Origin of the sequence: Metabacillus fastidiosus NBRC 101226 (genome assembly GCF_001591625.1) — a bacterium.
In the GTDB taxonomy this organism is placed as follows: Bacteria; Bacillota; Bacilli; order Bacillales; family Bacillaceae; genus Metabacillus; species Metabacillus fastidiosus.
The window spans coordinates 69,774-92,599 of the sequence record NZ_BCVG01000005.1; the positions used below are offsets into that span (position 1 = coordinate 69,774).

Below are 22,826 nucleotides of genomic sequence, written 5' to 3' on the forward strand. Positions count from 1 at the left end.
TCTGACTTCTCTTAGAGAAAAATCATCTTAGAGAGTCCGGCCCTTTTTTTGAAGAAAGGAGAGGGGAAATGAGTATTGCAAATATGAAGCTTGAAAAGTTTCAACTTCTGCTCCAGCAAATTAATCTGACGGAAAATGAAGTCGTTGATTATTTTCGCAATGGGTCAATCGCAAAGCTTATCGTTCATAAGAAAGAGAAGAAATGGCATTTTCAATTTCAATTTGAAAAAATTCTTCCATATGAAGTATTGCAATTATTTACGATGAGATTAAAGCAGGCATTTTCCCATATTGCTAATGTTACCTTTTCGATTGAAGTATCGGATCACGTATTTGATGAGAAATTAGTGCAAGATTACTGGTCGATATGTATTGAAGAATTAGATGGAATTGCACCGCCGATTTTATCTTTATTACATGAGCAGCGCCCACAAGTTCGAGGTGTGAAACTTCTTATAAAAACGAGAAATGATACAGAAGCTGCTTCTATTAAGAAAAAGTATGCACCGATGATTCAGGAAAGCTACCAGCAGTTTGGCTTTCCGCTCCTGCAGCTTGACACGGAAGTAAATATTTCTGAAGAAGAAATTCAGAAATTCCAACAGCAAAAAGAGCAGGAAGATAAAGAAAGAGTCATTCTCGCTATGACAGAAATGGAAAAACGCGAGAAGGAAAGTGATCAGATCCAAGTTACAGGCCCGCTTACGATCGGTTATACGATTAAAGGAGACGAAGAAATCCGTACGCTCGCTTCGATAGAAGATGAAGAAAGAAGAGCCGTTGTTCAAGGATATGTATTTGATGCAGAAGCAAAAGAGCTCAGAAGCGGGAGAACACTTTTAACCTTTAAAATTACGGACTATACGAGTTCCATTATCGTTAAGATGTTTGCCCGTGATAAGGAAGATGCTGCCCTTCTTGCAGCAGTAAAAAAAGGTATGTGGCTAAAAGTGAGAGGAAGCGTTCAAAACGATACATTCGTTCGTGATCTCGTCATGATCGCAAATGATATAAATGAGGTAAAAGCAAAAGGGCGCGAAGATAAAGCACCTGAAGATGAAAAACGTGTAGAGCTTCATCTTCATTCGCCAATGAGCCAAATGGATGCAGTCACTTCGATAAGCAAATATGTTGAACAGGCGAAAAAATGGGGCCATAAAGCAATCGCTCTTACCGATCACGCTGTCGCGCAGTCTTTCCCTGAAGCATATTCGGCGGGGAAAAAGAACGGAGTAAAAATCATTTACGGTATTGAAGCGAACTTAGTAGATGATGGTGTGCCGATTGCCTATAATGAAGACCATAGAAATTTAGTAGAAGCGACATATGTCGTCTTTGACGTAGAAACGACCGGTTTATCTGCTGTTTACGATACGATTATTGAGCTTGCGGCGGTGAAGGTTCGCGGCGGAGAAATTATCGATCGTTTTGAATCATTCGCAAATCCGCATCACCCACTTTCAGCGAAAACGATTGAATTAACGGGGATAACAGATGACATGGTAAGAGATGCACCCAATGTCGATGCTGTCCTGCAAAAATTTAAAGAGTGGATCGGAAATGATGTATTAGTTGCACATAATGCAAGCTTTGATATGGGATTTTTAAATGTCGGTTATAAAAATTTGCTGAAAACAGGAAAAGCGGAAAATCCTGTTATCGATACATTGGAATTGGGACGATTTTTATATCCAGAATTAAAAAATCACCGTTTAAACACATTATGTAAAAGATTCGATATTGAACTGACTCAGCATCACCGTGCGATATATGATGCGGAAGCAACCGGATATTTATTAATTAAAATGCTAAAGGATGCTGCTGAAAAAGGGATCGAGTTTCATGATGAATTGAATGATAATATGGGAAGCGGTAATGCATATCAAAGATCAAGACCGTATCATGCGATATTAATTGCTCAAAACGATGTTGGACTTAAAAACTTATTTAAGCTTGTCTCCCTTTCCCATCTAAACTATTTTTACAGAGTTCCACGTATCCCGCGTTCACAGCTGAAGAAATTCAGAGAAGGGATTTTAATCGGCTCTGCCTGTGACAAAGGGGAAGTATTTGAAGGAATGATGCAAAAATCTCCTGAAGAAGTCGAAGATATTGCAGCATTCTATGATTATTTTGAAGTCCAGCCGCTTGATGTGTATAAACATTTAATCGAGCTTGACTATATTAAAAACGTCGATGCATTAAAAGAAATTATTAATAATATTATTAAACTTGGTGAAAAACTGGAAAAGCCTGTCGTCGCTACAGGAAATGCACATTATTTAAATCCTGAAGACTATATTTACAGAAAGATTCTCGTTCGTTCACAAGGCGGGGCAAATCCTTTAAACCGATATGAACTGCCGAAAGTTCATTTCAGAACGACAGATGAAATGCTTGACTGCTTCTCATTTTTAGGGGAAGAGAAGGCGAAGGAAATCGTCGTAACGAATACAAATATGATTGCTGACATGATCGGCGAAGTAAAACCGATTAAGGACGATCTTTATACACCGAAAATTGAAGGTGCTGAGGAAGAAATTCGGGAAATGAGCTATAACCGTGCAAGAAACATCTACGGAGAACAATTGCCGGAGATTGTGGAAGCGAGACTTGAGAAAGAATTAAAAAGTATTATCGGCCATGGTTTTGCTGTTATTTATTTAATTTCTCATAAGCTGGTAAAAAAATCATTGGATGACGGCTACTTAGTAGGTTCACGTGGTTCTGTCGGTTCTTCATTAGTTGCAACGATGACCGATATTACAGAAGTAAATCCGCTTCCGCCGCATTATGTGTGTCCTAATTGCCAGCATTCTGAATTTTTCAACGATGGTTCTGTCGGTTCAGGATTCGATTTACCGAATAAAGACTGCACAGAATGTGGCGAGAAATATAATAAAGACGGCCATGATATTCCGTTTGAAACATTCCTTGGCTTTAAAGGAGATAAAGTTCCGGATATCGATCTCAATTTCTCCGGAGAATATCAGCCGCATGCACATAACTATACGAAAATCCTATTTGGTGAGGAATATGTGTATCGTGCCGGAACGATCGGTACGGTTGCTGAAAAGACGGCTTACGGTTATGTAAAGGGCTATGCAAATGATAATAATTTAATTATTCGCGGTGCTGAAGTTGATAGGCTTGTTCAAGGTTGTACTGGTGTAAAAAGAACGACTGGACAGCATCCCGGTGGAATTATTGTTGTTCCTGATTATATGGATATTTATGATTTCTCACCGATTCAGTTCCCTGCCGATGCGACAGATTCTGAATGGAAAACGACTCATTTTGACTTCCATTCGATCCATGATAATTTATTAAAACTTGATATACTCGGACACGATGATCCGACTGTTATTCGTATGCTGCAAGATTTGAGCGGAATCGATCCAAAAACAATTCCGACTGATGATCCTGAAGTAATGAAAATTTTTAGTGGAACAGAAACACTCGGTGTAACACAAGAGGAAATTATGTGTAAAACCGGAACGCTCGGTATTCCTGAATTTGGAACGAGATTCGTCCGCCAAATGTTAGAAGATACGAAGCCGACAACATTTTCTGAGCTCGTTCAAATTTCGGGGCTTTCCCACGGAACAGACGTATGGTTAGGTAATGCACAGGAGCTGATTCATAATAAAACATGTACATTAAGTGAAGTAATCGGGTGTCGTGACGATATTATGGTTTATTTAATTTATCAGGGATTAGACCCGTCATTTGCCTTTAAAATTATGGAATCTGTTCGTAAAGGAAAGGGCCTTACAGAAGAAATGGAAGCGGAAATGAATGATAAAGGTGTACCGAAATGGTATATCGAATCATGTCTTAAAATAAAATATATGTTCCCGAAGGCGCATGCTGCTGCATATGTTTTAATGGCAGTAAGAATTGCTTATTTCAAAGTACATCATCCGCTTTTATACTATGCTGCGTACTTCACAGTGCGTGCAGATGATTTTGATGTTGATGCGATGGTTGCAGGCTCGAATGCCATAAAAGCAAAAATTGATGAAATTAATCAAAAAGGACTGGAAGCATCAACGAAAGAGAAAAACCTTTTAACTGTTATGGAAATTTGTTTGGAAATGTGTGCAAGAGGGTTCTTCTTCCAAAAGGTTGATTTATATCGTTCAAGTGCCAATGAATTTATTATTGATGGAAATACATTAATTCCGCCGTTTAATTCTATTCCGGGACTTGGAACGAATGCTGCCTTTAATATTGTAAAAGCGAGAGAAGATGGAGAGTTTTTATCAAAAGAGGACTTGCAGAAGCGTGGTAAAGTATCAAAAACAGTAATCGAATACCTTGATAATCAAGGATGTTTAGAAGATCTGCCAGATCAAAATCAGCTGTCATTTTTCTAAAAAATACGAGTTACACAAGAGGACAACTTTTAACGAGTTGTCCTTTTTTGTTATAGAGATGTTGAATAATCGGTATTTTTAATCTTTTACACATAAATATCTCTTAATTGAATGAGGAGATAAGTTTGCATAAACTAGCCGGTTATGTTATGCTTCTAATGAAAACACTGACGATAAGCAGAGGAAAAGAGTGGGGAAACCCACTCTTTCGTATTGTAGTAGTTTTTAAAGGCTTAGATTTCATGTATATTCGCGAATGTTTATTTGTGTTTGTACGAACTTAAACTTTAATCCCCTGCTTATTTAAAAGCAGGGTTTTTCAGCACATAAGTGCTTTAGTTATTTTGGCTTTTCGTTCACAAGGAGGAAATTATGAGCAAAAAAGTGACGGAAATCGTTGAACAATTAGTCCAACCGATTGTTGAACAAATGAATTTAGAATTAATACATATTGAATATGTAAAAGAAGGAAAGAACTGGTTTCTTCGCGTTTTTATTGATTCAGAATCAGGCGTTGATATTGAAGAATGTGGAATAGTAAGTGAGAGATTGAGCGAAAAACTTGATGAATTAGATCCGATTACACATAATTACTTTTTAGAAGTGTCTTCTCCAGGTGCAGAAAGACCGTTAAAAAAAGAAGCAGATTTTACGAAAGCGATCGGCAAAAATGTCCATATTAAAACATATGAGCCGATTGATGATGAAAAACTGTTTGAAGGTGTGCTAACAGATTTTAATGGTGAAGTCGTAACGATTACAATTACTATTAAGACAAGGAAGAAAACAATCCAAATTCCTTATGAGAAGGTAGCGAGTGCAAGATTAGCTGTATCATTTAATTAGTCCTAATATGAGTAGTTTTGTTTTTTCACACTTCACACTTGTTTCTTCAAAAGGGTTAAATCAAAATCGAAGCTGCTTTCATTTATGTAAAAATTGCTTATTTATTTAAGGGGGAAGTCGTTAACATGAGTAGTGAACTGTTAGATGCCTTAACAATATTAGAAAAGGAAAAAGGTGTCAGTAAAGAAATTATTATTGAAGCAATCGAAGCTGCTTTAATCTCTGCTTATAAACGTAATTTTAGCCAAGCGCAAAATGTCCGTGTGGATTTAAACCGGGAAACGGGAACGATGCGTGTATTCGCAAGAAAAGATGTCGTTGATGAAGTATATGATTCCCGCCTTGAGCTTTCAATTGAGGAAGCGAAAAGCATTAATCCAAATTATCAAGTAAATGATGTTATTGAAATCGAAGTAACACCAAAAGATTTCGGACGAATTGCCGCACAAACTGCAAAGCAAGTCGTTACACAACGTGTACGCGAAGCTGAGCGTGGAGTTATCTATAGTGAATTTATTGATCGTGAAGAAGATATTATGACTGGTATCGTACAAAGAATCGATTCAAAATTCATTTATGTAAGCCTAGGAAAAATTGAAGCACTTCTTCCAGTAAGTGAACAAATGCCGAATGAACAGTATAAACCGCATGATCGTATTAAAGTGTTCATTACAAAGGTGGAAAAGACGACAAAGGGTCCGCAAATTTATGTTTCCCGCAGTCATCCAGGCCTTTTAAAACGTTTATTTGAAATAGAAGTTCCTGAAATTTATGACGGTACGGTTGAAATTAAATCTGTTTCAAGAGAAGCCGGTGACCGCTCGAAAATTTCTGTTCATTCTGATAATGCTGAAGTAGATCCGGTCGGCTCTTGCGTTGGACCTAAAGGACAGCGTGTTCAAGCGATCGTTAATGAACTGAAGGGTGAAAAAATTGATATCGTTCGCTGGTCGGAAGACCCAGTTGAATTTGTCGCAAATGCACTTAGCCCATCGAAAGTAATGGAAGTAATCGTCAATGAAGAAGAAAAAGCGACGACGGTTATTGTGCCGGATTATCAATTATCACTTGCGATTGGTAAAAGAGGTCAAAATGCGAGACTTGCTGCGAAGTTAACAGGCTGGAAAATCGATATCAAGAGTGAGACAGATGCTAAAAATGCAGGGATTTTTGAAGCAGCGGAGCCGATGCATTTCGATGAAGATGATATCGATGAACCGCTTCTGAAATTTGATGCAGATGATGTAACTGAGTAAGAGGTGAATTCATATGAATAACCGTAAAGTACCACTGCGCAAATGTGTTGTGACAGGTGAAATGAAGCCGAAAAAAGAGCTCGTTCGCATCGTTCGTACGAAAGAAGGGGAAGTCTCCATTGATTTAACCGGGAAAAAAAATGGGCGCGGTGCTTATCTTACGTTAGATGAACAATGTATTATTCAGGCGAAAAAGAAAAATATTTTAGCTACTCAGCTTAAAGCGAGTCTTGAAGATGAGCTTTATGAGGAACTCATACAGCTGGCCAAGAAGGAGAAACAGTAATATTGATGAATGATCAAAAGTGGATGTCCTTATTAGGTCTGGCAAATCGAGCGCGAAAAATTGTTTCAGGGGAAGAACTTGTTGTAAAAGAAGTAAGGCAGCAAAAAGTCAAACTCGTTCTCCTATCTCAAGATGCATCCAATAATACGGCAAAGAAAGTAACTGATAAATGCAAGTCATATCATGTGCCAGTCGTAACGGTTCAAGATCGTTATATATTAGGGAAAGCGATCGGAAAAGATGCAAGAGTAGTTGTAGCTGTTACAGATTTAGGCTTTGCGACAAAGCTTAAAACGTTGCTCGATTAATATTCTTGGAGGTGAACGTATGACAAAAATGCGAGTATATGAATATGCAAAACAACATAATCTTTCAAGCAAAATGATCATATCGGCATTACAAGAAATAAATATTGACGTAAATAATCATATGTCAACGATTGATAAAGATACGATGATGAAATTGGACGGTAAATTCAATGTAAATAAACAACAAAAAATAGAGAATCCTAATCAGGAACGGTCAGAACAAAAAGAAAAGCAAAAAGTAGAACAAATTAGACCGAGATCAGGAGAAAAAGAGGTAACTGTGACTAAACAAACGAATAACCAACAACCAACAAAGAAAAATGATAAAAAACAACAAGGTGCCAACAGACCAGTTAATAAAAATAACAACAATAATAATAAAAATCGCAAAAATAATAAAGGACCGGGCGTAAAGCAGGTTCCACAGCAACAGCCGAAAAAAGAATTGCCGAGTAAAATTACTTTTACTGGGAGTTTAACAGTAGGGGAATTAGCGGGTAAATTAGGGAAAGAACCATCAGAAATTATTAAAAAACTTCTTCTGCTTGGTGTTATGGCGACAATTAATCAGGATCTTGACAAAGATACAATTGAATTAATTGCTTCAGAATATGGTGTGGAAGTAGAAGAAGAAATTGTGTTTGAAGTAACAGAATTTGAGAAATATGAAGAAGAGGACCGTGAAGAAGATCAACAAATCCGTCCTGCTGTCGTTACAATTATGGGCCACGTTGACCACGGAAAAACAACTCTTCTAGACTCAATTCGTAATACGAAAGTGACAGCTGGTGAAGCCGGCGGGATTACACAGCATATTGGTGCATATCAAATCGTTGCGAATGATAAAAAAATTACGTTCCTTGATACACCTGGACATGCGGCATTTACAACGATGCGTGCCCGTGGTGCACAAGTAACAGATATTACGATTTTAGTTGTTGCAGCCGATGATGGTGTTATGCCACAAACGGTGGAGGCAATTAACCATGCAAAAGCAGCAGAAGTACCAATTATCGTCGCTGTTAATAAAATCGATAAACCGTCAGCAAATCCTGACCGCGTGATGCAGGAACTGACAGAGCATGGTCTTGTTCCTGAAGATTGGGGCGGTGAAACGATTTTCGTTCCAGTTTCTGCTCTTCAAGGAGAAGGAATCGATGATCTTTTAGAAATGATCTTACTCGTAAGTGAAGTGGAAGAGTTAAAAGCAAATCCGAAACGCCGTGCAACAGGTACTGTTATCGAAGCACAGCTTGATAAAGGACGCGGTTCTGTCGCAACATTATTAGTGCAGAACGGAACACTTCGTGTCGGTGATCCGATTGTTGTAGGTCATGCTTATGGACGTGTTCGTGCGATGGTAAATGATCTTGGCCGCCGTGTGAAAGAAGCAGGACCATCAACACCGGTTGAAATAACTGGATTAAGTGATGTTCCACAGGCTGGGGACCAGTTCATGGTATTCGGTGATGAAAAACAGGCACGCCAAGTTGGGGAAGCGAGAGCACAAAAGCAAATTGATGAGCAAAGAAGCAGTGGCTCAAAATTAAGCTTAGATGATTTATTTGAGCAAATTAAACAAGGTGAAATTAAAGATATTAATCTTATTGTAAAAGCAGATGTACAAGGTACTGTTGAGGCATTGTCAGCATCCCTTCAAAAGATTGAAGTTGAAGGTGTACGAGTAAAAATTATTCACTCTGGAGTAGGTGCGATCACAGAGTACGATATTATGCTTGCGGCAGCATCAAACGCAATCGTTATCGGATTTAATGTTCGTCCTGATAACAATGCAAGAAGTGCGGCAGATGCAGAAAAAATTGATATTCGCTTACACCGTATCATCTATAAAGCAATTGAAGAAATCGAAGCGGCAATGAAAGGTATGCTTGATCCTGAATATGAAGAAAAAGTAATCGGTCAAGCAGAAGTCCGTCAAACGTATAAAGTATCGAAAATCGGTACAATTGCCGGAAGTTATGTAACAGAAGGTAAAATAACACGTGACAGCGGCGTCCGCCTTATCCGTGACGGCATCGTTATTTTTGAAGGTGAAATTGATGCATTAAGACGATTCAAAGACGATGTAAAAGAAGTAGCAAGAAACTATGAATGCGGAATTACAATTAAAAACTTTAATGATATTAAAGAAGGCGATGTTATCGAGGCATTCATCATGCAGGAAATTGAACGCAAATGATCGGCTCTGTAGACTGTGAATATATAATCTATGACGCGGGGTCGCTAAAAGAGAAAAGAGCAGTCTTACAAAGGATTATGACGCGTGCAAAACAAAAGTACAATATTTCAATTTCAGAAATCGGCTTTCAAGATACATGGCAGCGGACAAAAATCGGTATCGTTGCCATTACCTCTTCGAAAATGGCAACAGAAAGAGAGTTAAATAATGTTTTAAAATTTATTGACTCTTTTCCTGAAATTGAGCGGACACAGTCTGTGTTCGAGTGGTTTTGAAAAATGAGGTGATAGTATGAGTTTAAGGTCCAACCGTGTCGGCGAGCAAATGAAGAAAGAATTAAGTGAAATTATCGGCCGTAAAATAAAAGATCCGCGTATCGGTTTTGTAACAGTAACAGATGTAGAGGTATCTGGTGACTTACAGATCGCAAAAGTGTATATTTCTGTTTTAGGCAATGAAGAGCAGAGAGAGAATACATTAAAAGGTCTTTCAAAAGCAAAAGGGTTTATCCGTTCAGAAATCGGCAAACGGATCCGTTTAAGAAAAACTCCTGAAATACAGTTCGAATTTGATGAATCGATTGATTACGGCAATCGAATTGAAACATTAATAAATGAACTAAATGTTCAGGACCGTCACGAAGATTAAAGAAAAGGATAGACATTTGTCTATCCTTTTTTAAGGAATAAGCGAAGGAGAAATGTCTGTGGAAGGTGTTTTATTATTACATAAGCCAATCGGCATGACTTCACATGATTGTGTTGCAAAGATGAGAAAGCTGGCAAGAACGAAAAAGATTGGGCATACAGGAACGCTTGATCCTGATGTATCAGGAGTATTGCCCCTTTGTATTGGCAGGGCAACGAAGATTGTGGAATATTTAACAGCGGAATCAAAGACATATGAAGCGGAAGTAACGCTTGGTTTTTCAACAACGACAGAAGATGCTTCTGGTGAAATTGTCTCTGAAAAAGCTGTGGACCGCGAGATACTTGCTGAGGAAGTGTTAAACGTTTTTTCAAACATGACAGGAGAAAGAGAGCAAACTCCTCCGATGTACTCCGCAATTAAAATAAATGGGAAAAAATTATACGAATACGCTCGTGCCGGTATTGAAATAGAAAGACCGACTAGGAAAATTACAATTCACGAGCTCATACTGTTAAGCGGGATTAATCAGGATGATAAAACAGTAAAATTTCGTTTTCGTGTCACGTGCTCGAAAGGCACGTATGTTCGGACATTAGCTGTTATGATTGGCGAACAGCTGGGATTTCCTGCACATATGTCCCATTTAATACGGACAAAATCAGGAGACTTCAGTTTGGAACAGTGTTTAACATTTTCAGAAGTAGAGCAGCTGGTGGAAGATGATCGTTTAGCAGAGTCACTTATTTCCATAGGAGAGGCATTGAAATATTTGCCGAAATGTATTATCCATGATAATCTAGCAGAGAAAGTGAAGAATGGTGCTGTGCTTCCATTACCAGAACAGTTTGTACATCTGCATTCGGGCGAACCGCTCATCATTTATGATGAAAATGATACATGCCTGGCGATTTATACAAAACATCCGGAGAAAATGCACTTAATGAAGCCGATAAAAGTCATTAAAAATGACTTTGTCTAAATACATGTTCTAAAGAAGAAAAAGGTGAAGTTACCCGTGAAAATAATTACACTTTCATATCCCCATCCATATGAAACATCCGATTTTGAAAGAATGGTATTAGCGTTAGGCTATTTTGATGGTCTTCATAAAGGACATCAAATGGTTATTAACAAGGCAAAGGAAATTGCAGCGGAAAAAGGATTAAAAAGTGCTGTTATGACTTTTGATCCCCATCCATCTGTTATTTTGAAAAAAGCCGATCAGCAGGCAGCTGCTATTATTACGTTGGATGAAAAGATCCGTCTCTTAGAAGAAATGGATATTGACGTATTAATTATTGTGAAGTTTACAGAACAGTTTGCAGCTTTAAGACCGCAGGAATTTGTTGATGAGTTTATTATCGGACTGAATGTAGAGCATGTCGTTGCAGGCTTCGATTTTACATATGGGCATATGGGCAAAGGAACGATGGAAACACTTCCTTTTCACTCGCGCAATGAATTTCTGCAGACGACGGTTGAAAAACAGACGGACCATGACCGTAAAATTAGCTCCACATTAATTAGAGAAGTATTAAGAAGCGGGGATGTGTCCTACGCAATGTGCTTGCTTGGAAGACCGCATTATGTAAAAGGCACTGTCATTCATGGAGATAAAAGAGGAAGAACAATCGGTTTTCCAACAGCAAATGTAGATGTCGATGAATCATATATTGTACCGCCGACAGGTGTGTATGCTGTTAAGATTGTGATTGATGGAACAGAGTATGAGGCTGTATGCAATATTGGATATAAGCCGACATTTAAGGAAGAAAGAGCAGTAAAACCAAGTATTGAAGTTCATATTTTTCAATTTGATTATGAAATTTATGGAAAAGAAGTCATTATTTCCTGGTATAAGCGAATAAGAAGTGAACAAAAGTTCCATAATGTAGAAGAGCTTATTTCACAAATTGGAAAAGATAAAGATGCAGCAGAGCAATACTTTATCGAAAATAATAAATAAAAAATCTTGCTTTTTTCATGTAAAAATAGTATTCTAATTGTTGTAACTAAAAACCATTGCTTGGCTTTGCGATTCACCAACGCTTGCTCGGTAATTGGGGCTTTTAACATAAGGAGGTGAATAGGATGGCTATCACACAAGAACGTAAAAATGAAATTATCGCGGACTTCAGAACACATGATTCTGATACTGGTTCTCCAGAAGTTCAAATTGCTGTCCTTACTGAGGAAATCAATACATTAAACGAACACTTACGCGTTCACAAAAAAGATCATCATTCACGTCGAGGTCTTTTAAAAATGGTAGGTAAGCGTCGTAACTTATTAACTTACTTACGTAATAAAGACGTAACTCGTTATCGTGAGTTAATCAACAGACTTGGTTTACGTCGTTAATTAGAAAAGCGGGATAATTCCCGCTTTTTTATCGTATTAAAAAGAGAACTTATTAGAAAAAATAGATCATTTTTTCTTTACATAGGGTAACAACATTGATATGTTGAAATTAATTGGTTCATACTATTTACATAGAAGTAAATTTTATCATTGTGTTTTGAGAGGAGTTTTTAATTTTTATGGAACAAGGCAAACAAATTTTCTCCATGGACTGGGCTGGCCGTAAGCTTTCTGTTGAAATTGGTCAACTTGCAAAGCAAGCAAACGGTGCAGTAATGGTTCGTTACGGAGATACTGCAGTATTAAGTACAGCAACAGCTTCAAAGGAGCCAAAGCCTTTAGACTTTTTCCCGCTCACTGTTAACTATGAAGAGCGTTTATATGCTGTTGGTAAAATCCCTGGTGGTTTTATTAAAAGAGAAGGCCGTCCAAGTGAGAAAGCAATCTTAGCAAGCCGTCTAATTGACAGACCGATTCGTCCGCTATTTGCTGACGGTTTCAGAAATGAAGTTCAAGTTATCAGTATCGTCATGAGTGTGGATCAGAACTGTTCATCAGAAATGGCCGCAATGTTCGGTTCATCACTTGCACTTACTGTTTCTGATATTCCATTTGAAGGACCGATCGCAGGTGTAATCGTCGGAAGAATTAATAATGAATATGTTATTAACCCGACTGTGGAAGAATTAGAAAAAAGTGATATTCATTTAACGGTAGCTGGTACAAAAGATGCAATTAACATGGTTGAAGCTGGTGCAGATGAAGTACCGGAAGAAACGATGCTTGAAGCGATTATGTATGGGCATGAAGCGATTAAGGAATTAATTGCGTTCCAAGAGGAAATCGCAGGAAAAGTTGGAAAAGAAAAACTGAGTATCGAATTATACGAGCTTGATAAAGAGCTGGAACAAGAGATCCGCAATACAGCTGAAAAAGATTTACTGGCTGCAATTCAAGTGCAAGAAAAGCATGCAAGAGAAGCTGCGATTAATGAAGTGAAGCAGGCTGTCGTTGCGAAATATGAAGAAGCAGAAGCTGCTGAAGAAGTAATGAAGCAAGTAAAACAAATTTTATCAAAACTCGTAAAAGAGGAAGTTCGCCGCCTTATTACAGAAGAAAAAGTTCGACCTGATGGCCGTAAGCCTGAGGAAATCCGTCCTTTATCATCTGAAGTAGGACTTCTTGCACGTACACACGGTTCTGGTTTATTCACACGTGGACAAACCCAGGCACTCAGCATTTGTACACTTGGTGCATTAGGTGATGTGCAGATTTTAGATGGACTTGGCATTGAAGAATCAAAACGTTTCATGCATCATTATAATTTCCCGTCATTCAGTGTCGGTGAAACAGGACCAATGCGCGGACCTGGCCGCCGTGAAATCGGTCATGGTGCATTAGGTGAGAGAGCGCTTGAGCCGGTTATTCCATCTGAGAAAGATTTCCCGTACACAGTTCGTCTAGTATCTGAAGTTCTGGAATCAAATGGTTCTACATCACAGGCAAGTATTTGTGCAAGTACACTTGCGATGATGGATGCTGGGGTACCGATTAAAGCACCGGTTGCAGGTATTGCAATGGGTCTTGTAAAAACTGGGGAACATTACACAGTGCTTACAGACATTCAGGGAATGGAAGACCATTTAGGTGATATGGACTTTAAAGTAGCTGGTACAGAAAAAGGTGTAACAGCTCTGCAAATGGATATTAAAATTGAAGGACTATCACGCCAGATTTTAGAAGAAGCATTACAGCAGGCAAAAGCCGGCCGGATGGAAATTTTACAATCAATGCTTCAAACAATCAGCGAGTCAAGAACAGAGTTATCTAGATACGCTCCAAAGATCTTAACAATGACGATCAATCCGGATAAAATCAGGGACGTTATTGGACCGAGCGGAAAACAGATTAATAAAATTATCGAGGAAACAGGCGTTAAAATCGATATTGAACAAGATGGTACAGTGTTCATCTCCTCTGTTGACCAAGCAATGAACGAAAAAGCGAAGAAAATTATTGAAGATCTAGTTCGTGAAGTTGTCGTTGGCCAAATGTATTTAGGTAAAGTAAAACGAATTGAAAAATTCGGATGCTTCGTTGAAATATTTACTGGAAAAGACGGACTTGTGCATATTTCTGAACTTGCTGAGGAACGTGTCGGCAAAGTGGAAGATGTCGTTGCAATCGGTGATGAAATTCTTGTAAAAGTAACAGAAATCGATAAGCAGGGCCGTGTTAATCTTTCCAGAAAAGCTGTTCTTAAAGAGCAGAAAGAAAAAGAAGAACAAAATTCATAATAAATCTATGATAAAGCAGCTTCTATGTGTTAAAGCGTAATTCGTATTATTATTAGATGAAACGGAGCTAGGGGAAACCCAGCTTCTTTTATTAACTTAACTACATGAATAACTTTATATCAAAGTTCTACCTTGTCCCTTTCCTACATATTTTTTACTAAAAAGGGGGAAGGATAGAATGAAGCGGAAAGTTATTCAAATTACCGGTTTTATTATTATGCTGTCACTTAGCATCGGATTCTTTCAAAATCCGTATACTAATTCATATGTAGATGATATGAAGCAAACGAGCGTGATGGTCGCAAATTATCAAAATGATTTATATCAAGAAATTATTGATAAAAAAATAGAACATGAAATTGCTGCCCAAGATGCTCAAATACATAAAATTTGGAAAGCGATACCCGGATATAATGGAATTGAGGTAGATGTCGATAAATCATATGAAAAGATGAAGAAAAAAGGGATTTTTAATGAAAATCTTCTTATCTACCGGCAAATAAAGCCGAAAGTTCATCTATCTGATTTACCGCCTGAACCAATTTACCGAGGTCATCCTGATAAGCCGATGGTTTCATTTGCCATTAATGTCGCCTGGGGAAATGAATATATTCCAAATATGCTTACAACTTTAAACAAGCATCATGTGAAAGCAACTTTCTTTCTTGAAGGCAGATGGGCGAAGGAAAACCCTGAGATGGCAAAAATGATCGTCGATGCGGGTCATGAAATTGGTAATCATTCGTACAGACATCCTGATATGAGTAAAATTACATCAGCAAGTATCAGGGAAGAGCTTGCAAAAACCAATGATGTCATTAAGGCAACGACAGAGCAGAAAGTTACTCTATTTGCTCCGCCAAGCGGGAGTTTCCGTAAAGAGGTCGTTGATATTGCAGCGGAAATGGATATGAAAACGATTTTATGGACAGTTGATACAGTAGACTGGCAAAAGCCTCAGCCGCATGTACTCATTGAACGGGTCGTTAGTAAGGTCCATAACGGGGCAATTGTTTTAATGCATCCGACTGATCCGACTGATAAATCTTTAGAAAAATTGATTTTATTAATAAAAGAAAAAGGTTATTCTTTTGGTTCAGTATCCATGCTTTTAGATGAGGAAAGACTGAATATAAATCTTAGAAAAGAGTCAAAAGAATGAATTATTATCATTTGAAGGCTGCTTGACAACTAGGAGGAAATAGTTTGATCAAAAAATATACTTGTCAAAATGGAGTAAGAATAGTTTTAGAAAACATACCGACAGTAAGATCAGTTGCAATTGGAATTTGGATTGGCACAGGTTCTAGAAATGAGAACAAAGAAAATAATGGAATCTCCCATTTCTTAGAGCATATGTTTTTTAAAGGTACAAAAACGAGGACAGCTCGTGAAATTGCTGAATCTTTTGATAGTATTGGTGGTCAAGTGAATGCATTTACATCAAAAGAATATACTTGCTACTATGCAAAAGTTCTTGATGACCATGCGAATTACGCACTAGATGTGCTTGCAGATATGTTCTTTCATTCTACATTTGATGAAGAAGAATTAAAAAAAGAGAAGAATGTCGTCTATGAAGAAATTAAAATGTATGAAGATACACCAGACGATATCGTTCACGATATGCTAAGCAGGGCAACATACGGCGATCACCCGCTAGGTTACCCGATTTTAGGAACAGAAAAAACATTAGAAACATTTAATGGTGATTCTTTAAGAGAGTATATGAGTAATAATTACACTCCTGAAAATGTCGTTGTTTCTGTAGCGGGTAATATTACAGAGAAGTTTATTTCTGATATTGAAAAGTTATTCGGTTCCTTTGAAACGAAAGGGAAAGAACAGACTTCTGAAAAACCAGTATTTATGAATGATAAGCTTGCACGTAAAAAAGAAACGGAACAAGCACATTTATGTATCGGTTTTAACGGTTTGGAAGTAGGGCACGAAGATATTTATGATCTTATCGTCCTGAATAATATATTAGGCGGCAGTATGAGTTCAAGGCTTTTCCAAGATGTGAGAGAGCAAAAAGGTCTTGCTTACTCCGTATTCTCCTATCATTCATCATATGAAGATAACGGGATGCTGACGATCTACGGAGGAACAGGTGCTAATCAGCTGGATGTTCTCTTTGAAACAGTTCAGGAAACACTTGCGAAGTTTAAAGGAGAAGGCATTACAGCAAAAGAGTTAGCAAACAGTAAAGAGCAAATGAAGGGCAGCCTTATGCTGAGCCTTGAAAGCACAAACAGCAGGATGAGCCGAAACGGTAAAAATGAACTTTTACTTGGTATTCACCGCTCATTGGATGATATTATTGAAAAAGTTAATCGAGTAAATGAAGAAAGTGTTCATACTTTAGCAGAAGCAATTTTCAATGATAATTACTCTGCTGCTGTTATTAGTCCAGAAGGAAAACTGCCTGCAGAACTTAATTAATTCGTACTTGCTAACAATCATTATAATTGTTAGCATTTTTTATTGTCTTCTTTCAATATGATAGTACAAAGGAGGAGGTCAATATGAGGCTTAGCGAGTTAAGTGGAAAAGAAATTGTTGATGTTAAACAAGCGGAACGTTTAGGAGTTTTAGGGCAGACAGATCTTGAAATAAATGAACAGACGGGGCAAATAACTACTCTTATTATTCCTTCATTAAAATGGTTTGGCTTAAGGAAGCAAGGAGAAGAAGTGAGAGTACCGTGGCAGCATATTAAAAAAATTGGAACAGAGATGATTATTTTAGAAATTCCTGATGAGAATATCGGCGATGACGACGTTTAAGACTAACCAATCTGGTTAGTCTTTTTTCATTTAAAGGAGTATTCACCTCTAGGTAATGATTTACATAGTATGTGGCAGTAAGATATTTAACTAATTAAAACGAACGTTGCAATCAGCTCAAAAAAAAGAAGGTGAATTTACAGCATGTTAACTGAATTGAACATAGCTGTCATTGGAGGAGATGCCAGGCAGTTAGAAGTGATAAGAAAACTGACAGAACTTGATGCGAAATTATTTCTCGTCGGTTTCGATCAGTTAGATCATGGCTTTGCCGGAGCTAATAAAGTGAAGCTGGATGAAATTTCATTGGAACAGCTTGATGCGATTATTTTACCTGTTCCGGGAACTGACCTGAATGGAAATGTGGAAACTGTGTTTTCTAATGAAACAGTCCTCTTAACGGATGAAGTTCTTTTAAAAACACCTGAACATTGTGTTATATATTCAGGTATTACGAATGATTATTTATCTAAAATCGTTGATAAAGCAAATCGAAAACTCGTTCAGCTGTTCGAGAGGGATGATGTTGCTATTTATAATTCCATTCCAACGGTTGAAGGAACGATCATGATGGTTATTCAGCATACAGATATAACGATTCATGGTTCAACTATAGCTGTTTTAGGTCTTGGCCGTGTCGGCATGAGTGTTGCAAGAACATTTTCAGCACTTGGAGCAAAGGTAAAAGTAGGTGCAAGAAAAACCGCAGATTTAGCACGAATTACAGAAATGGGATTGAAACCATTTCTATTAAAAGATATTGAAGAAGAAGTAACAGATTTGCATGTGTGCATTAACACGATTCCGCATATGATTCTCACGGCGAAAGTAATTTCAAGAATGCCGGCAAATACATTAATTGTTGATTTAGCATCAAAGCCTGGTGGAACCGATTTCCGTTATGCGGAAAAAAGGGGAGTGAAGGCATTGCTTGCACCGGGACTTCCTGGAATTGTCGCCCCAAGAACAGCAGGTCAAATTATTGCGAATGTATTATCACAAATCCTCGTTGAAGTTTTAGACAAACGAAAGGAGTCATCATCATGAGTTTAAAAGGAAAACGAATCGGTTTTGGATTAACTGGGTCACATTGTACGTATGACGCGGTGTTTCCACAAATAGAAAAATTAGTGGAAGAAGGCGTAGAAGTATTACCGGTTGTTTCACATACTGTTCAATCAACGACGACTAGATTCGGTGAAGGGGCAGAGTGGATTAAGAAAATTGAAGAAGCAACTGGCAATAAAGTAATTGATTCGATTGTGAAGGCTGAGCCATTAGGACCGAAAATTCCATTAGACTGCATGATTATTGCACCGCTTACTGGAAATACAATGAGTAAATTTGCAAATGCCATGACAGACTCTCCTGTTTTAATGGCAGCAAAAGCAACATTAAGAAATCAAAAACCAGTCGTTCTGGGAATTTCAACGAATGATGCGTTAGGATTAAATGGAGCCAATTTAATGAGATTAATGGCAACGAAAAATATTTATTTTATTCCTTTCGGGCAGGATGCACCAGATAAAAAGCCGAATTCCATGGTTGCACAAATGACACTTTTACAGGCAACAGTGGAGGCAGCGCTGGAAAATAAACAATATCAGCCTGTTATTATTGAAAAATATAAATATGAACAGTAAAATTGAATGAATTTTTAGACCAATTAACTTGTTTATGTGATACAATAATACGTAAAAGATTTTGTTTGTATATCAACATAGGATATACGTGGGAGGAGTTATAACAATGAACGCAAAAGGTTATCATGTAGCAGTAGTTGGAGCAACAGGTGCAGTAGGAGAGCAAATGCTTCAAACTTTAGAAAAACGTAATTTTCCAATTTCAAAATTAACACTATTATCTTCAGCACGTTCAGCAGGAACGAAGCTGACATTTAAAGGTGAAGAATATATAGTTCAAGAAGCAACACCTGAAAGCTTTGAAGGCGTACAAATCGCTTTATTCAGTGCTGGAGGCAGTGTATCATTAAAATTTGCGCCAGAAGCTGTAAAACGCGGCGCAATCGTTATTGATAATACAAGCGCATACCGTATGGATGAGAATACTCCGCTTGTTGTTCCGGAAGTAAATGAAGACGATCTTAAAAAACATAACGGAATTATTGCAAATCCGAACTGTTCAACAATTCAAATGGTTGTTGCTCTTGAGCCGCTTCGTGAGAAATACGGCTTAAATAAAGTAATCGTTTCAACATACCAAGCGGTTTCAGGTGCAGGTGTTCAAGCAATTAATGAATTAAAAGAGCAAGCGAAAGCACTTTTAGAAGGGGAAGAAATCAACCCTCAGATCTTACCGGTTGGAAGCGATGAAAAGCATTATCAAATCGCATTTAATGCAATTCCGCAAATCGATAAGTTCCAAGACAATGGTTATACTTTCGAAGAAATGAAAATGATTAATGAAACAAAGAAAATTATGCATTTACCAGAGCTAGAAGTTGCAGCTACTTGTGTTAGATTACCGGTAGCGACTGGTCACTCTGAATCTGTTTACGTTGAAATCGGTGCAGACGATGTATCGGCTGAAGAAATGAAAAACTTATTAAATGATTTTGAAGGTGTTACGCTTCAAGACGATCCATCACAGCAAATTTATCCAATGCCAGCTGACTGTGTCGGCAAAAATGACGTATTCGTTGGACGTATCCGTAAAGATTTAGACCGTCCAAACGGCTTCCATATGTGGGTTGTTTCAGACAATCTATTAAAAGGTGCTGCATGGAACTCTGTTCAAATTGCTGAAAGCTTAATTAAATTAAACTTAGTTTAAGTTTTAAAAAGAAGAGAGTATGGTTTTTTTAGCCCAGCTCTCTTCTCTCACGTATGAACATGAGGTGTTTCTATGAAAATTATCGTTCAAAAATTTGGTGGCACATCCGTAAAAAATGAACAAGGTAGAAGTATGGCATTAAAACATATAAAAGAAACTGTTCATGAAGGCTATAAGGTTGTCGTTGTTGTTTCTGCAATGGGCAGAAATGGTGATCCCTATGCGACGGATACGCTTTTAAACTTAATTTATGGAGATGTTCATAATATATCTAATCGCGAACAAGATATGCTTTTATCATGCGGTGAAATCATCTCCGCTGTTGTTTTTACAAGCATGTTAAATGAAAATGGTTTAAAAGCAGCTGCTTTAAATGGAAAACAAGCAGGTTTTATTACGAACAATGAGCATACGAACGCAAAAATAATTGATATGAAATGTGACAGATTAAGTTCGATGCTTGAGGAAAAAGACGTTGTCGTTGTCGCAGGTTTTCAAGGGGCACATTCCGAAAATGGCGATATAACGACGATTGGGCGAGGTGGAAGTGACACATCGGCAGCAGCGCTCGGCGCAGCACTGAAAGCTGAATATGTCGATATTTTTACAGATGTGGAAGGTGTCATGACAGCTGATCCAAAAATTGTAGAAAATGCAAAACCTCTTTCTGTTGTCACATATACGGAAATTTGCAATCTTGCTTATCAAGGAGCGAAAGTCATTCATCCAAGAGCCGTAGAGATCGCAATGCAGGCAAAAGTTCCAATTCGAATAAGATCCACATACTCAAATTCTTCCGGTACATTAGTAACGGCAGATTCTAGTGTTCATGAACGATTAATTACAGGAATAACCCATGTTACAGGTGTAACACAAATAAGAGTGTCTGCAAAAGAAGGACAATATAATGTGCAGCGAGAAGTATTTAAAGCGATGGCAAATGCTAATATAAGTGTCGACTTTTTCAATATCACGCCAAAAGGTGTCGTCTATACAGTGACAGAACAAGTAACAGATCTTGCGGTTACTATTTTAGGGGAATTTGGATATGATCCGGTTGTGAAGAGAAACTGTGCAAAAGTATCGACAGTTGGCGCCGGAATTAGCGGTGTTCCCGGGGTTACGTCGAAAATTGTAACAGCTCTGTCAGAACAAGGTATCCAGATCTTGCAATCGGCTGACAGCCATACGACAATATGGGTGCTCGTGAAAGAAGAAGATACGGAAATAGCAGTTAATGCTTTACACGAAGCTTTTAATCTAGCAAAATGAAAGAGAATAATAATGTTCGCGCATAATTATATAGCATTAGGAGTGAGATAGTTAATGAGTCAGTTTGGAAAAATTTCGACTGCAATGGTGACCCCATTTGATAAAAACGGAAATATTGACTTTCAAAAAACAACAAAGCTGATTGATTATTTAATTAGCAATGGGTCTGATTCTTTAGTCGTTGCTGGGACAACAGGAGAATCAGCAACGTTAACTTCAGAAGAGAAGCTTGCATTATTTAAACATACGGTAAAAGAAGTAAACGGACGCGTACCTGTTATTGCGGGTACTGGCAGCAACAATACAAAAGCGTCGATTGAACTAACGGAGAAAGCAGAAGAAGTTGGCGTCGATGCAATTTTACTCGTTTCACCTTATTATAATAAACCGAGCCAAGAGGGCTTATACCAGCATTTTAAAGCGATCGCAGAAAGTACAAAACTGCCTGTTATGCTTTATAATATTCCAGGTCGTACAGCTGTTAATATGTCTGTTGATACGATCGTGCGTTTATCTGAAATTTCGAATATTACCGCTGTGAAAGAAGCGAGCGGCAATATTGATGCAATGAGTGAAATTATTGAGAAAACTCGTGATGAGTTTGAATTATATTCAGGTGATGACGGTTTAACTTTACCGGTAATGGCAATTGGCGGAGTTGGAGTTGTTTCTGTTTCTTCTCATGTTCTCGGTAATGAAATGCAGGAAATGATTTCATTATTTGAGAGTGGAGATCTTGCTTCAGCTGCGAAGAAACATCGTCAGCTGTTACCTGTAATGAAGCAGATGTTTTCTGCACCAAATCCAACACCAGTAAAAACTGCTTTACAAGTAAAAGGACTTGATGTTGGACCAGTTAGACTGCCGCTTGTTCCGTTAACAGAGGCAGAACGCACTAATATATTAGATGTAATGAATAATTTTTCGAAATAAATATATTGCTGACCATCAGTGGGAAATATTAAAATTCCCGCTGATGGAAAATAAATCTCCTCAAAATTAATCCATTTCTTAAAATATCGGCTATTTTTCCGCATTTACATATAATCTACATGAATTTCCCTTGTATTCCATTTCTTCCATCAGTTATAATATTCCTAAGTGATATTGGACGGGTACATATTAAGGAAAGATAAAATACATTTAGCTTCCTTATAAATTATCGGGAATAATGGGCAGCAAGACCCGACTTCAAGGAAGTAATAGAGAAGAGCCTAAGTCGGGTATAAACTATCTAAAAACCCCGATTGGTTCATGCTAACCATCAGCAAGGGATATCACGAAAATCCTCACTGATGGGAGTTTCACTTTACAACAGCATTATTAAACATGAGTGCAAAGATATGTATAGCAATCTGATCAATTGAAAAGATTTCATACAATCTTTT

20 protein-coding genes are annotated in these 22,826 nt (G+C 37.8%); all 20 read left to right on the forward strand.

Annotation, left to right across the window (positions count from 1 at the left end; genetic code table 11):
* Positions 1–68 precede the first annotated feature (68 nt).
* The 20 genes from BFA01S_RS02685 (at position 69) to dapA (ending at position 22,371) form a co-directional block, all read left to right on the forward strand.
* Positions 69–4,379: a PolC-type DNA polymerase III gene (locus tag BFA01S_RS02685; protein WP_066225466.1), complete on the forward strand. Its 4,311-nt coding sequence runs from the start codon at positions 69–71 to the stop codon at positions 4,377–4,379.
* A 372-nt stretch (positions 4,380–4,751) separates the two neighbouring features.
* Positions 4,752–5,225 carry a ribosome maturation factor RimP gene (rimP, locus tag BFA01S_RS02690; protein WP_066225468.1) on the forward strand — a complete coding sequence of 158 codons (474 nt, stop codon included), beginning with the start codon at positions 4,752–4,754 and terminating at the stop codon, positions 5,223–5,225.
* 125 nt (positions 5,226–5,350) lie between these two features.
* On the forward strand, positions 5,351–6,481 hold the full coding sequence (gene nusA / locus BFA01S_RS02695) for a transcription termination factor NusA (RefSeq protein ID WP_066225470.1): 1,131 nt from the start codon (positions 5,351–5,353) through the stop codon (positions 6,479–6,481).
* 13 nt (positions 6,482–6,494) lie between these two features.
* Complete coding sequence (gene rnpM / locus BFA01S_RS02700) at positions 6,495–6,767, forward strand: RNase P modulator RnpM (protein ID WP_066225472.1); 273 nt, start codon at positions 6,495–6,497, stop codon at positions 6,765–6,767.
* 5 nt (positions 6,768–6,772) lie between these two features.
* Positions 6,773–7,075, forward strand: coding sequence for a YlxQ family RNA-binding protein (locus tag BFA01S_RS02705; protein WP_066225528.1), 303 nt, complete (start codon positions 6,773–6,775; stop codon positions 7,073–7,075).
* A 19-nt stretch (positions 7,076–7,094) separates the two neighbouring features.
* On the forward strand, positions 7,095–9,275 hold the full coding sequence (gene infB, locus BFA01S_RS02710) for a translation initiation factor IF-2 (RefSeq protein ID WP_066225476.1): 2,181 nt from the start codon (positions 7,095–7,097) through the stop codon (positions 9,273–9,275).
* Positions 9,272–9,550: a DUF503 domain-containing protein gene (locus BFA01S_RS02715; protein WP_066225478.1), complete on the forward strand. Its 279-nt coding sequence runs from the start codon at positions 9,272–9,274 to the stop codon at positions 9,548–9,550. The genes infB and BFA01S_RS02715 overlap by 4 nt, the downstream gene beginning before the upstream one ends.
* 16 nt (positions 9,551–9,566) lie before the next feature.
* Positions 9,567–9,923, forward strand: coding sequence for a 30S ribosome-binding factor RbfA (gene rbfA / locus BFA01S_RS02720; RefSeq protein ID WP_066225480.1), 357 nt, complete (start codon positions 9,567–9,569; stop codon positions 9,921–9,923).
* 58 nt (positions 9,924–9,981) lie between these two features.
* Entirely contained in the window at positions 9,982–10,905 is a 924-nt protein-coding gene (truB, locus tag BFA01S_RS02725; RefSeq protein WP_082799825.1) for a tRNA pseudouridine(55) synthase TruB, read from the forward strand.
* Between the two features lie 36 nt (positions 10,906–10,941).
* Entirely contained in the window at positions 10,942–11,892 is a 951-nt protein-coding gene (gene ribF / locus BFA01S_RS02730; RefSeq protein ID WP_066225483.1) for a bifunctional riboflavin kinase/FAD synthetase, read from the forward strand.
* A gap of 125 nt (positions 11,893–12,017) precedes the next feature.
* On the forward strand, positions 12,018–12,287 hold the full coding sequence (gene rpsO, locus BFA01S_RS02735) for a 30S ribosomal protein S15 (protein ID WP_066225484.1): 270 nt from the start codon (positions 12,018–12,020) through the stop codon (positions 12,285–12,287).
* A gap of 179 nt (positions 12,288–12,466) precedes the next feature.
* Entirely contained in the window at positions 12,467–14,584 is a 2,118-nt protein-coding gene (pnp, locus tag BFA01S_RS02740) for a polyribonucleotide nucleotidyltransferase (protein ID WP_066225487.1), read from the forward strand.
* A gap of 178 nt (positions 14,585–14,762) precedes the next feature.
* Positions 14,763–15,746, forward strand: coding sequence for a polysaccharide deacetylase family protein (locus BFA01S_RS02745; protein WP_066225489.1), 984 nt, complete (start codon positions 14,763–14,765; stop codon positions 15,744–15,746).
* A gap of 44 nt (positions 15,747–15,790) precedes the next feature.
* Positions 15,791–17,029: a M16 family metallopeptidase gene (locus tag BFA01S_RS02750; protein WP_066225491.1), complete on the forward strand. Its 1,239-nt coding sequence runs from the start codon at positions 15,791–15,793 to the stop codon at positions 17,027–17,029.
* An 83-nt stretch (positions 17,030–17,112) separates the two neighbouring features.
* Complete coding sequence (locus BFA01S_RS02755; RefSeq protein WP_066225493.1) at positions 17,113–17,373, forward strand: YlmC/YmxH family sporulation protein; 261 nt, start codon at positions 17,113–17,115, stop codon at positions 17,371–17,373.
* A gap of 144 nt (positions 17,374–17,517) precedes the next feature.
* Positions 17,518–18,420 carry a dipicolinic acid synthetase subunit A gene (gene dpaA, locus BFA01S_RS02760; RefSeq protein WP_066225496.1) on the forward strand — a complete coding sequence of 301 codons (903 nt, stop codon included), beginning with the start codon at positions 17,518–17,520 and terminating at the stop codon, positions 18,418–18,420.
* Entirely contained in the window at positions 18,417–19,016 is a 600-nt protein-coding gene (locus BFA01S_RS02765) for a dipicolinate synthase subunit B (protein ID WP_066225498.1), read from the forward strand. Before dpaA ends, BFA01S_RS02765 begins: the two co-directional genes overlap by 4 nt.
* Positions 19,017–19,122: 106 nt before the next feature.
* Positions 19,123–20,166, forward strand: a complete 1,044-nt coding sequence (gene asd, locus BFA01S_RS02770; protein WP_066225501.1) for an aspartate-semialdehyde dehydrogenase — start codon at positions 19,123–19,125, stop codon at positions 20,164–20,166.
* Between the two features lie 72 nt (positions 20,167–20,238).
* Positions 20,239–21,438 (forward strand): aspartate kinase, encoded by a 1,200-nt coding sequence (dapG, locus tag BFA01S_RS02775; protein WP_066225504.1) that lies wholly within the window; start codon positions 20,239–20,241, stop codon positions 21,436–21,438.
* A 54-nt stretch (positions 21,439–21,492) separates the two neighbouring features.
* Positions 21,493–22,371 (forward strand): 4-hydroxy-tetrahydrodipicolinate synthase, encoded by an 879-nt coding sequence (dapA, locus tag BFA01S_RS02780; protein WP_066225506.1) that lies wholly within the window; start codon positions 21,493–21,495, stop codon positions 22,369–22,371.
* Positions 22,372–22,826: the final 455 nt, after the last annotated feature.

What these genes read in the sequence shown, in the direction of transcription:
- BFA01S_RS02685 (WP_066225466.1), top strand. Translation starts at nt 69, where the DNA reads ATGAGTATTGCAAATATGAAGCTTGAAAAGTTTCAACTTCTGCTCCAG.
- rimP (WP_066225468.1), top strand. Translation starts at nt 4,752, where the DNA reads ATGAGCAAAAAAGTGACGGAAATCGTTGAACAATTAGTCCAACCGATT.
- nusA (WP_066225470.1), top strand. Translation starts at nt 5,351, where the DNA reads ATGAGTAGTGAACTGTTAGATGCCTTAACAATATTAGAAAAGGAAAAA.
- rnpM (WP_066225472.1), top strand. Translation starts at nt 6,495, where the DNA reads ATGAATAACCGTAAAGTACCACTGCGCAAATGTGTTGTGACAGGTGAA.
- BFA01S_RS02705 (WP_066225528.1), top strand. Translation starts at nt 6,773, where the DNA reads ATGAATGATCAAAAGTGGATGTCCTTATTAGGTCTGGCAAATCGAGCG.
- infB (WP_066225476.1), top strand. Translation starts at nt 7,095, where the DNA reads ATGACAAAAATGCGAGTATATGAATATGCAAAACAACATAATCTTTCA.
- BFA01S_RS02715 (WP_066225478.1), top strand. Translation starts at nt 9,272, where the DNA reads ATGATCGGCTCTGTAGACTGTGAATATATAATCTATGACGCGGGGTCG.
- rbfA (WP_066225480.1), top strand. Translation starts at nt 9,567, where the DNA reads ATGAGTTTAAGGTCCAACCGTGTCGGCGAGCAAATGAAGAAAGAATTA.
- rpsO (WP_066225484.1), top strand. Translation starts at nt 12,018, where the DNA reads ATGGCTATCACACAAGAACGTAAAAATGAAATTATCGCGGACTTCAGA.
- pnp (WP_066225487.1), top strand. Translation starts at nt 12,467, where the DNA reads ATGGAACAAGGCAAACAAATTTTCTCCATGGACTGGGCTGGCCGTAAG.
- BFA01S_RS02745 (WP_066225489.1), top strand. Translation starts at nt 14,763, where the DNA reads ATGAAGCGGAAAGTTATTCAAATTACCGGTTTTATTATTATGCTGTCA.
- BFA01S_RS02755 (WP_066225493.1), top strand. Translation starts at nt 17,113, where the DNA reads ATGAGGCTTAGCGAGTTAAGTGGAAAAGAAATTGTTGATGTTAAACAA.
- dpaA (WP_066225496.1), top strand. Translation starts at nt 17,518, where the DNA reads ATGTTAACTGAATTGAACATAGCTGTCATTGGAGGAGATGCCAGGCAG.
- BFA01S_RS02765 (WP_066225498.1), top strand. Translation starts at nt 18,417, where the DNA reads ATGAGTTTAAAAGGAAAACGAATCGGTTTTGGATTAACTGGGTCACAT.
- asd (WP_066225501.1), top strand. Translation starts at nt 19,123, where the DNA reads ATGAACGCAAAAGGTTATCATGTAGCAGTAGTTGGAGCAACAGGTGCA.
- dapG (WP_066225504.1), top strand. Translation starts at nt 20,239, where the DNA reads ATGAAAATTATCGTTCAAAAATTTGGTGGCACATCCGTAAAAAATGAA.
- dapA (WP_066225506.1), top strand. Translation starts at nt 21,493, where the DNA reads ATGAGTCAGTTTGGAAAAATTTCGACTGCAATGGTGACCCCATTTGAT.